Here is a 10,765-nt window from a genome sequence, read left to right on the forward strand (position 1 = left end):
GGGAAACAGACACATGCGCATACTCGTGGTCGAGGACGACGAAAACCTCAACCGTCAGCTGGCCGAAGCGCTGAAGGACGCCGGCTATGTGGTCGACCAGGCCCATGACGGGGAGGAAGGACACTATCTCGGCGATGCCGAGCCCTATGACGCGGTGATCCTCGACATCGGCCTGCCGGAAATGGACGGCATTACGGTCCTCGAAAAATGGCGCGCGGACGGCAAGCGCATGCCGGTGCTGCTTTTGACGGCGCGCGATCGCTGGAGCGACAAGGTCGCCGGCATCGACGCCGGGGCCGACGACTATGTGGCAAAGCCGTTCCATGTCGAGGAGGTGCTGGCGCGCATCCGGGCGCTGATCCGGCGGGCTGCCGGGCATGCAAGTTCGGAGATCGTCTGCGGTCCCGTCCGGCTCGACACGAAGGGTTCGAAAGCGACCGTCAACGGCGTGGCGCTGAAGCTGACCTCGCACGAGTATCGGCTGCTCTCCTATCTCATGCATCACATGGGACAGGTGGTCTCGCGCACGGAACTGGTCGAACACATGTACGACCAGGATTTCGACCGCGACAGCAACACGATCGAGGTTTTCGTCGGCCGGCTGCGCAAGAAAATCGGTGTCGACCTGATCGAGACCGTTCGCGGCCTCGGCTACCGCATGCAAGCGCCGACCGATGGCCGTTAAGGCGCCAGGAGGCGCGCGGTCGCTCACCTTCCGCGTGCTGCTGCTGGCGTCGCTCTGGTCGATGCTGGCCCTGGTCGTGATCGCACTCGTGATCTCGACACTCTATCGCCGCAGCGCCGAATCCAGTTTCCAGGATCTGCTTCGGGCGCAGCTCTATAACGTCATCAATTCCGTTTCGACCGATGAGCAGTTCCAGCTGACGGGGAGCCCGCAACTGGGCGATCTGCGCTTCTCGCAGCCGCAGACCGGCTGGTACTGGATCGTCGAGCCGATCGGCGAGAACTTCCCGAGCGAGCCGATGTCTTCCACCTCGCTCGGCTACGGCAGCATTCCCATTCCCGACACCGAGACCATCCCCTTCGATACGCGCTACGAGCGCTACTACACGACCGAGGACACGTTTGGAAACACGGTCGAGGTGGTCGAAACCGAGGTGGTGCTGGACCAGGACGGACGAACCGCGCGGTTCCGCGTCGCCGGCAATCGCAATGTGCTTGAGGATGACATCAGCGCCTTTTCCCGCAATCTTTATCTCGCGCTGGCCGGCTTCGGTGTCGGCAGTCTGTTTCTCAACGCGGTTGCGATCCTGATCGGCTTGAGGCCGCTCGACCATGTGCGCAAGGCGCTGGAACAGATCCGTGCGGGCCAGGCCGAGCGGCTCGGTGGCATCTTTCCGCGCGAGATCCAGCCGCTGGTGAGCGAGGTGAACGCGTTGATCGACAGCAATCGGCGCATCATCGAACGGGCGCGTATGCAGGTGGGCAATCTGGCGCATTCGCTGAAGACGCCGATCGCGGTTCTCCTGAACGAAGCGCGGGTGCTGACCGTCCCGCATGGCGAACTGGTCCGCAACCAGGCGGAGGCCATGCAGAGCCAGGTGCAATCCTATCTCAATCGCGCCCGCATCGCCGCGCAAAGGGAGTCCGTACTTGCGAGAACGGAAGCAGCGTCCGTGCTGCAGCGGCTGGCGCGGGTGATGCGGCGGCTGAACGCAGATATCGAGTTTACGCTATCGATCGAGCCAGAAGATCTGATGATCGCGATGGAGCAGCAGGACATCGAGGAGGTCATCGGCAACCTACTGGAGAACGCTGCGCGCTACGCGAATACCACCGTTGCAATTCGGGCAATGCTGGCACCTGAGGAACCCGATAACGGCGACACGCAGCGCAGGCGCTGGATCGTGCTGGAGGTGGAGGACGATGGACCAGGGCTCGAGCCGGACCAGATCCAGGAGGCGCTGAAGCGCGGTAAACGGTTGGATGAGAGCAAGCCGGGAACGGGTCTTGGTCTGTCCATCGTTCGCGAGATCACCGCCGAGTACCAGGGGAACCTTACACTTTCCCGAGGGGAACTGGGAGGGCTTCTGGCGAAGCTGGTGCTCCCGGCGGTGGCAAAGGATGTTGCCTGACACTGCAGACAATGCAAGATAGGCGAACCGCTGCGGCAAGAACATCCGGCGGGACCGAACGTGAATCCAAGAAGCCAGAAAAGGCATGAAATGACGCGAACTTACCGGATGAACATGAGCTCACGTGTTGTCGCGATTCCGGTGATTGTCGCTTCGATCAGCCTTGTCGGCTGCAGCACGACCTCCGGGCGGACGACGGCAACCGGGAACGCTTCTGCGGGCGTGGCCGTGTCCTCTGCGGCCTATATATCCGCGCTTGAGGGGGGGCTTGTGTCCCGCGCCAAGGGCGTTTCCCTTTCGGCTGCCGACCGTCAGCGGGCGCTGGAGGCGGAGTATCGCGCGCTCGAAGCCGCACCCGGCGGGCAACCGGTCGTCTGGCAGGGGCGGGGCGTGCAGGGTTCTGTTGTCGCTGCCGCCCCCTATCAGGTCGGCTCGCAGAACTGCCGGCAATACAGCCACACGCTGATTGCAGGCGGGCGCGAAACCGTGAGCCGGGGCGCGGCTTGCCGTACCGCGGCCGGGACCTGGACGCCGCTGAGCTGATCGTGCGATCGCCCGAGCCGGTTGCTTGCGGCTAAACGCCTCAAATTTCCGTCATTTCCCCTTTTGCAATTGGAAAAAGCGTGCCGTTCCAGTAATTGGACGACATGCTTTTCTGGATCCTCGTTGCCGTCCTGACCGCTGTCGTTGCGGTCTTCCTGCTCGTACCGCTGCTGCGGGCCGGGCGAAGTGCCGATCTTGCCGAAGCGCATGACGCCGAGGTCTATCGGGACCAACTCGGCGAACTCGCGCGAGACCAGGCGTCTGGACTGATCGGCGAAAACGAAGCGGAACTGGCGCGCGCCGAAATCGCAAGGCGACTGATCGCCGCCAAGGCGCGCGAGGCAAGCGCGACACCGGTCGTTTCGGAGCGTCGCAATCGGCTGGCGCAGGCAGCGATCATGGTTCTGCTCCCGGCCATCGGGCTCGGTCTCTATATTTCGACAGGAAATCCGGACCTTCCTGCCCGACCACTGGCAGCACGTCTCGCCGAGCCTGGCAACGATCTCAATATCCTGATCGCCAAGGCCGAGCGTCATCTGGTTGAAAACCCGAATGACGGAGCGGGCTGGGAACTGCTGGCGCCGATCTATTTCCGCAATGGCCGGATCGAGGATTCCGCCAATGCCTATCGCGAAGCGATCCGCGCCCTCGGCCCGTCGCCGGAACGGCTTGACGGCTTTGCCGAAGTGCTGATTGCGCTTGCCGACGGCATCGTCACGAAGGATGCGCGCGAAGTCCTGCAACAGTCCGAGGCGCTGGACGCGAAGAACCCGCGCACCCGGTATTACCTGGCGCTGGCGCTGGAGCAGGAAGGCAAGCGCGAGGAGGCGAAGGCCGCCTTCGAGGTGTTGGTCAAGGATTCTCCGGCCGACGCGCCGTGGCTTCCGCTCGTCAACCGCCATATTGCCGGCCTCGCCGGCAGCGCAGAACAAGCGGCACCCGGAAACCCGACCGAGCAGGATGTTGCTGCGGCGTCGCAGATGGATGCCGAGGGGCGCAAGCAGATGATTGCCGGGATGGTCGAGAGCCTCGCCGACAAGCTGAAAGAGGATCCGGACAATTTCGAGGGATGGATGCGCATCATCCGGTCCTACATGGTACTGGATCAAAGAGAGGCGGCAGAAGAGGCGCTACGCACGGCGCTGAAAAACTTCCCGCCCGACAGCGAAAACGGCAAGCGGTTGCTGGCGCTGGCCGGCGAGCTTCAGATTACGGCCGAAGGTAACGAACAATGACGAGAAAACAGAAGCGATTGGCGGTTATCGGCGGCGGCGTCGCCTTCTTGCTGGCGGCGGTGCTGCTCGTGATGTTTGCCTTCAGCCAGTCGATCGCCTATTTTTACGTGCCTGGTGACTTTGCCACCACGAAAGTGCCGCCGGGCACGCGAATCCGGCTCGGCGGTCTCGTCGAGGGCGGCTCGGTGAAGCGCGGCGAGGGGTCGACGGTGACCTTCGTCGTCACCGATACGATCGGGACGGTGCCGGTGACCTATACGGGGATCCTGCCGGACCTGTTTCGCGAAGGGCAGGGTGTCGTTGCCGAGGGAGCATTCGTCGATGGTGATCCCGTTTTTGTTGCGGACACCGTACTTGCCAAGCATGACGAGACCTACATGCCGAAGGACGTGGCGGACCGCTTGGAGGCGCAGGGCGTGACGCTCAGCGGCAAGGAGACCATCAAGTGATCATCGAGCTTGGACATTATGCACTGGTGTTGGTGCTGGCAACGGCCATCATCCAGTCGCTGCTGCCGCTCGCAGGCACGCTGCGCAACGATCCGTCGTTGATGGCGATAGCCCCGTCTTCGGCGGTTGCCGGTTTCCTGCTGACGCTCTTCTCCTTTCTCGTCCTGACCTTCGCCTATGTGGTGTCCGATTTCTCGGTGATGAACGTGTGGGAGAACTCCCATTCGATGAAGCCGATGATCTATAAGATCTCTGGCGTGTGGGGGAACCACGAAGGCTCGATGATGCTGTGGCTGCTCATCCTGACCTTCTTCAGCGCGCTCGTGGCGAGCTTCGGCGCCAACCTGCCCGACCGCCTCAGAGCCAACGTGCTTGCGGTCCAGGGCTGGATCACGGCGGCGTTCGCGCTTTTCATCCTGCTGACGTCCAATCCGTTCCTTAGGCTTGATCCGGCGCCGGGCGAGGGCAAAGACCTCAACCCGATCCTGCAGGACGTCGGGCTCGCGATTCACCCGCCACTTCTTTATCTCGGCTATGTCGGCTTCTCCGTCTGTTTCTCCTTTGCGATCGCGGCACTGATCGACGGGCGCATTGATGCCGCCTGGGCACGCTGGGTGCGTCCGTGGGCGCTTGCTGCCTGGAGCTTTCTGACCGCCGGTATCGCCATGGGCTCCTACTGGGCTTACTACGAACTCGGCTGGGGCGGCTGGTGGTTCTGGGATCCGGTGGAAAACGCGTCCTTCATGCCTTGGCTTGCCGGTACCGCGCTGCTTCATTCGGCCCTGGTGATGGAGAAGCGCGAGGCGCTGAAGATCTGGACCGTGCTGCTGGCGCTCCTGACATTCTCACTGTCGCTGCTTGGAACCTTCCTCGTCCGCTCCGGCGTGCTGACCTCGGTCCACGCCTTTGCCACGGACCCGACGCGTGGCGTGTTCATCCTGGCGATCCTCGTGATCTTCATCGGCGGCGCGCTCTCGCTGTTCGCCTTCCGGGCGCCTGCGCTGAAGGCCGGCGGACTGTTTGCGCCTATCTCGCGCGAGGGCGCTCTGGTCTTCAACAATTTGATTCTGACAACTGCGGCGGCAACTGTGTTGACCGGCACGCTCTATCCGTTGGTGCTGGAAGCGCTGACGGGGGAGAAGATTTCTGTTGGCGCGCCCTTCTTTAACCTGACCTTCGGCCTCCTGATGGTGCCGCTGATGCTGGCCGTTCCCTTCGGGCCGCTTCTTGCCTGGAAGCGCGGCGATCTGCTCGCAGCGGGGCAACGGCTTTTCGCTGCCGTCGGTATCGGCTTGGTAATTGCGGCATTCGTGCAGTGGACCCATGGTGGCGGGCCGGTTCTTGCCTATTTCGGCCTTGCGCTCGGCTTCTACATGTTGGCGGGCGCGATCACGGACCTGTGGCTGCGTGCCGGCATCGGTAAGGTGAGCGCCAGCGTCGCTCGCAAGCGGTTGTTTGGCCTGCCCGGTTCGGCCTTTGGTACGGCGCTTGCCCACTTCGGTCTTGGTGTGACCGTGATCGGTATTGTCGCCGTGACGGCCTTCGAGACCGAGCATGTGGTCGAGATGCAGCCCGGCACCACCGTCGAATCGGGCGGCTACACCCTCACATTCGACGGGATGCGCCAGGGCAGGGGGCCGAACTACACCGAGGAGAGCGGGCATTTCACGGTTGCCCGCGGCGGCGTCAAGGTCGATGAGGTCTGGTCGTCAAAGCGGCTCTACACGGCCCGGCGGATGCCGACGACTGAGGCCGGAATCCGCACGTTCGGACTGAGCCAGCTCTACGTTTCACTTGGCGATGCCATGAGCGACGGCGGCATCGTCGTGCGCGTCTGGTGGAAGCCGATGATCCTGTGCATCTGGATCGGTTCGCTGATCATGATGACGGGCGGCGCGGTGTCGCTGTTCGATCGTCGGTTGCGAATCGGCGCTCCGCAGGGGGCGCGGAAGTTGAAGCCCGTTGCAGCACTGGAGGCCGCCGAATGATCCGTAGGCTGCTTCTCGCCGCCGCCTTTGTTGTGAGTGCCTTTCCAGCGCTTGCAGTTAACCCGGACGAGGTCCTTCCCGATCCGGCGCTGGAAGCGCGTGCCCGGGCACTCTCCGCCGAGCTTCGCTGCATGGTCTGCCAGAACCAGTCGATCGACGACTCCAATGCGGAGCTGGCGCGCGACCTGCGCCTGCTGGTGCGTGAGCGGATCGCCAGCGGTGACAGCGATGAGGCGGTGATCGAGTATGTGGTGTCGCGCTACGGCGAGTTCGTCTTGCTGAAGCCGCGCCTGAAGCCGGAAACGCTGCTGCTGTGGGGCGCGCCGGCGATCCTTTTCCTCGGCGGGGCAATCGCGATGGCACTGTTCGTTCGACGGCGTTCGGGCAAGGCGGTCGGCGAACCGTTGTCGGCGGAGGAACGCGCCGAACTGGAGCGGATCGTCGGGGCCGACGCGGCCGGAAAAAACGACGCTCGCGGGTGAAAAGCGATTTGTTTTCAGCTTGTTGCTGAACATTACTAAAAATTCATGTCGCGGACAGTGTTCCGTAATGTTTGGGACCCTATCTCTGGGGCATCGAATTCATTCGAACTACCAGAGAGAAAAGGCATCCCGCGATGTTAAAGCAAAACTCCCTTCGTCCCTCGCTCAAGACGGTCCTCAAGACCTCGACTGTCGCCGGTCTTGCAGCAATGATGCTGGCCACCGGCATCCCGGCGCACGTCGCTCAGTCCTTCGCCGAACCGGTCAAGGTTACGGCGCCGCAGGTTGCAAGCTTCGGCGATGTCGTAGACGCCGTTTCCCCGGCAGTCGTGTCCGTCCGCGTTCAGTCCGATGTCAAGTCGGTCGAGGATGACGGCAACTACAGCTTCAACTTCGGCGGCCGCGGCTTTGACGATCTGCCGGACGATCATCCGCTGAAGCGCTTCTTCCGCGAATTCGGTGGTGGGCAGGATGACTCCCGCGGCGACCGCGGCAAGCATCGGCAGTTCGGTGACAAGGATGGCGGCAAGCGCAAGGGGCACCTCCGTCCCTCCTCGCAGGGCTCCGGCTTCTTCATCTCCGAAGACGGCTACATCGTCACCAACAACCACGTCGTCGACGAAGGCGCCGCCTTCACCATCATCATGAATGACGGCACCGAGCTGGACGCCAAGCTCGTCGGTAAGGATAACCGCACTGACCTTGCGGTCCTCAAGGTCGACAACAAGGAGAACCGCAAGTTCACCTATGTGAACTTTGCCGATGACAGCAAGGTCCGCGTCGGTGACTGGGTCGTCGCTGTCGGTAATCCGTTCGGCCTCGGCGGCACCGTGACTGCCGGTATCATCTCCGCCCGCGGCCGCAATATCGGCTCCGGCCCCTATGACGATTACTTGCAGATCGATGCCGCCGTGAACCGCGGCAACTCGGGTGGTCCGGCCTTCAACCTCGACGGCCAGGTGGTCGGCATCAACACCGCGATCTTCTCGCCCTCCGGCGGCAATGTCGGTATCGCGTTTGCGATCCCTGCTTCCGTTGCCAAGGACGTGGTCGCAGACCTGATGAAGGACGGAAAAGTCGAGCGTGGCTGGCTTGGCGTACAGATCCAGCCGGTGACGGAGGACATCGCCGAATCTCTGGGGTTGGCCGACGCGCAAGGCGCGCTCGTGGTCGAACCGCAGGCCGGTTCCCCGGGTGAGAAGGCTGGCATCAAAAAGGGTGACGTCATCACCGCGCTCAATGGTGATACCGTCAAGGACCCCCGTGATCTGGCAAAGCGCGTCGCCGTCATCAAGCCCGGCACGGATGTCGACCTTTCGGTCTGGCGCAACGGCAAGTCCGAAACCGTCAAGGTCGAGATCGGCAAGCTGGAAAGCGACCAGCAGGCATCCGCCTCGGAGCAACAGGCGAACCCGGATGACAAGCAGTCGAGCGAACAGGAACTGGCTGACCTCGGCATTTCCGTCAGCCCGGCCGATGATGGCAACGGTGTCATGGTTGCCGCCGTCGACCCGGACTCCGACGCCGGCGACCGCGGCCTGAAGGAAGGCGACCGCATTACCACGGTCAACAACCAGGAAGTAAAGTCGGCAGACGACATCACCAAGGTCATCGACCAGGCACGTAAGGACGGCCGCTCCAAGGCGCTGTTCCAGGTCGAAACGGATGACGGCAGCCGCTTCCTTGCCCTGCCGATCGACCAGGGTTAACCCGCACGGTTCGATCCCGAACGCCGCGAAATCCATTGATTTCGCGGCGTTCGCGTCTCCTCCGAACGCCAGATGCGGCTGGACTGTTCAAGGGCGCGGCAACGCGTGTAAGGTTCAACCATGAAGATACTGATTGTAGAAGACGATCTGGATGCTGCCGCTTACCTCTGCAAGGCATTCCGCGAGGCGGGCATCGTCTGCGATCACGCCTCGGACGGCGACAGCGGTCTGTTTCTGGCCTCGGAGAACAGTTATGACGTGCTCGTCGTCGACCGAATGCTGCCGCGGCGCGACGGCCTTTCACTGATTTCCGAACTGCGGGCAAAGGGCATTCATACGCCAGCCCTGATCCTATCCGCGCTTGGACAGGTGGACGACCGTGTCACCGGCTTGCGAGCCGGCGGAGACGACTACCTGCCCAAACCCTATGCGTTCAGCGAACTGCTCGCCCGTGTCGAGGTGCTCGGGCGTCGCAAGGGAACGCCTGAGCAGGACATGATTTACCGCGTCGGCGATCTCGAGCTCGACCGGCTTGCTCATGTCGTGCGGCGCGGCGGCAAGGAAATACTACTGCAGCCGCGCGAGTTCCGCTTGCTCGAATATCTGATGAAGAATGCCGGCCAGGTGGTGACGCGCACCATGCTGCTCGAAAACGTCTGGGATTATCACTTCGACCCGCAGACTAACGTGATCGACGTGCACGTTTCCCGGCTGCGCTCCAAGATCGAGAAGGATTTTGACCAGCCGCTGCTGCGCACGGTGCGCGGTGCCGGCTACATGATCAAGGACGAGGTGGCTGCCTGAAAATGCTGTCCGGACTTTCCACGCTTTTTCGGACGGCGGCGGTTCGCCTTTCCGCCCTCTACATCCTGCTCTTTGCCGCCTGCGCTGCTTTTCTCGTCCTCTACGTGACCTCGATGTCCGAGGGGCTTCTGGAGCAGCAGACACGGGAAACCGTCTCGATCGAGGTCGGCGAAATCAAGCAGATGTATGCGGCGAACGGTATGAACGGGCTTCTCAGGACGCTCGAGCGGCGGGCGCGTCAGCCCGGCGCCAACCTCTACATCATCGCCAGCCCGACGGGCGAGATTCTCGCCGGCAACGTGTACTCGCTACAGCCGGGCGTGCTCGATCGCGAGGGCTGGACGCAATCACCCTTCCGCTATCAACGGTTCGAGGAGGAGGGCAGTTCGGAGCGGCATCTCGCACGTGCGGATGTGTTCGTTCTCGATAACGGTTTGCGAATTCTGGTCGGCCGAGACCTGGGTGAACCGGAGAATTTCCGCGGACTGGTCCGCCAGGCGCTCGTGGTTGCGCTCGGCATCATGGGCATCGGGGCGCTGGCGATCTGGTTCCTTATTGGTCGCAATGCGCTCAAGCGCATGGACCGGATGTCGGACGCCAGCCAGCGCATCATGGACGGCGACCTGACGCAGCGCCTGCCGGTCGGCGGGTCCGGAGACGAGTTCGACCGCCTGTCGGAATCGCTCAACGCGATGCTCGGGCGGATCGAGAAGCTGAACGAAGGTCTTCGTCAGGTCTCCGACAACATCGCCCATGACCTCAAGACGCCGCTGACGCGCCTCCGCAACAAGGCGGAGGCGGCCCTTGCCGGCAAGTCCAAGACTGCCGACTATCGCGACGCCCTGTCCGAGGTGATCGCCGAATCCGATCAACTGATCCGCACCTTCAACGCACTTCTCATGATTTCGCGGGTCGAGGCGGGTTCGGCCGTGGCGGAGATGGGCCCGGTCGATCTGACCCAGATCGTGGCGGATTGCGTCGAACTCTACGAGCCTGCGGCGGAAGAGGCCGGGCTTTCGGTGACGTCGGAGATCGCACCGGGCATCAAGGTGCAGGGCAACCGCGAACTGATCGGTCAGGCGCTCGGAAACCTGCTCGACAATGCGATCAAATACGCCGAGGGGGACGGGCAGGAGGCACACATCAATGTAACGCTTGTGCGGAACGGCGATGGCGCGGTGATAACAGTTGCCGATGACGGGCCTGGTATTCCAGAGGAACAACGCGGCGACGTTCTGAAGCGCTTCGTTCGCCTCGACAGGAGCCGCACCAAGCCGGGCACGGGTCTCGGCCTGTCTCTGGTCGAGGCGGTGATGGAGGTCCATCACGGTCGGTTGGAGCTCGGGGCAACGGCCTCCGACGGAAGCGACAATGGCCTCACGGCAACGATGCGCTTTCCCTTGACGCTGGCGGGTAGGGGCGGGGCCTGATAGACGGTGGAGGCGGAGCGCCCATGCGT

Annotated in this window: 10 protein-coding genes; all 10 read left to right on the forward strand. The window is 62.9% G+C overall.

Annotated features, from left to right (window positions below; all coding sequences use genetic code 11):
• The first annotated feature begins 13 nt into the window (after positions 1 to 13).
• The 10 genes from feuP (at position 14) to IB238_RS02680 (ending at position 10,736) form a co-directional block, all read left to right on the forward strand.
• Positions 14 to 685 carry a two-component system response regulator FeuP gene (feuP, locus tag IB238_RS02635; RefSeq protein WP_192243304.1) on the forward strand — a complete coding sequence of 224 codons (672 nt, stop codon included), beginning with the start codon at positions 14 to 16 and terminating at the stop codon, positions 683 to 685.
• Entirely contained in the window at positions 675 to 2,096 is a 1,422-nt protein-coding gene (locus IB238_RS02640) for an ATP-binding protein (protein WP_192243306.1), read from the forward strand. The genes feuP and IB238_RS02640 overlap by 11 nt, the downstream gene beginning before the upstream one ends.
• A 90-nt stretch (positions 2,097 to 2,186) precedes the next feature.
• On the forward strand, positions 2,187 to 2,639 hold the full coding sequence (locus IB238_RS02645; RefSeq protein ID WP_192243308.1) for a hypothetical protein: 453 nt from the start codon (positions 2,187 to 2,189) through the stop codon (positions 2,637 to 2,639).
• Positions 2,640 to 2,743: 104 nt separating this feature from the next.
• A complete protein-coding gene (gene ccmI / locus IB238_RS02650) occupies positions 2,744 to 3,874 on the forward strand; it encodes a c-type cytochrome biogenesis protein CcmI (protein WP_192243310.1) in 1,131 nt (376 codons plus the stop codon).
• On the forward strand, positions 3,871 to 4,323 hold the full coding sequence (gene ccmE, locus IB238_RS02655) for a cytochrome c maturation protein CcmE (protein ID WP_192243312.1): 453 nt from the start codon (positions 3,871 to 3,873) through the stop codon (positions 4,321 to 4,323). Before ccmI ends, ccmE begins: the two co-directional genes overlap by 4 nt.
• Positions 4,320 to 6,311: a heme lyase CcmF/NrfE family subunit gene (locus IB238_RS02660; RefSeq protein WP_192243314.1), complete on the forward strand. Its 1,992-nt coding sequence runs from the start codon at positions 4,320 to 4,322 to the stop codon at positions 6,309 to 6,311. Before ccmE ends, IB238_RS02660 begins: the two co-directional genes overlap by 4 nt.
• Positions 6,308 to 6,793, forward strand: a complete 486-nt coding sequence (locus IB238_RS02665) for a cytochrome c-type biogenesis protein (RefSeq protein WP_192243316.1) — start codon at positions 6,308 to 6,310, stop codon at positions 6,791 to 6,793. The genes IB238_RS02660 and IB238_RS02665 overlap by 4 nt, the downstream gene beginning before the upstream one ends.
• 134 nt (positions 6,794 to 6,927) lie before the next feature.
• Positions 6,928 to 8,502: a Do family serine endopeptidase gene (locus IB238_RS02670; protein WP_192243318.1), complete on the forward strand. Its 1,575-nt coding sequence runs from the start codon at positions 6,928 to 6,930 to the stop codon at positions 8,500 to 8,502.
• A 120-nt stretch (positions 8,503 to 8,622) separates the two neighbouring features.
• Positions 8,623 to 9,306, forward strand: coding sequence for a response regulator transcription factor (locus IB238_RS02675; protein WP_192243320.1), 684 nt, complete (start codon positions 8,623 to 8,625; stop codon positions 9,304 to 9,306).
• A gap of 5 nt (positions 9,307 to 9,311) precedes the next feature.
• A complete protein-coding gene (locus tag IB238_RS02680; protein WP_192247301.1) occupies positions 9,312 to 10,736 on the forward strand; it encodes a HAMP domain-containing sensor histidine kinase in 1,425 nt (474 codons plus the stop codon).
• Positions 10,737 to 10,765 lie beyond the last annotated feature (29 nt).

This window comes from Rhizobium sp. ARZ01 (genome assembly GCF_014851675.1).
Lineage (GTDB): Bacteria > Pseudomonadota > Alphaproteobacteria > Rhizobiales > Rhizobiaceae > Mycoplana.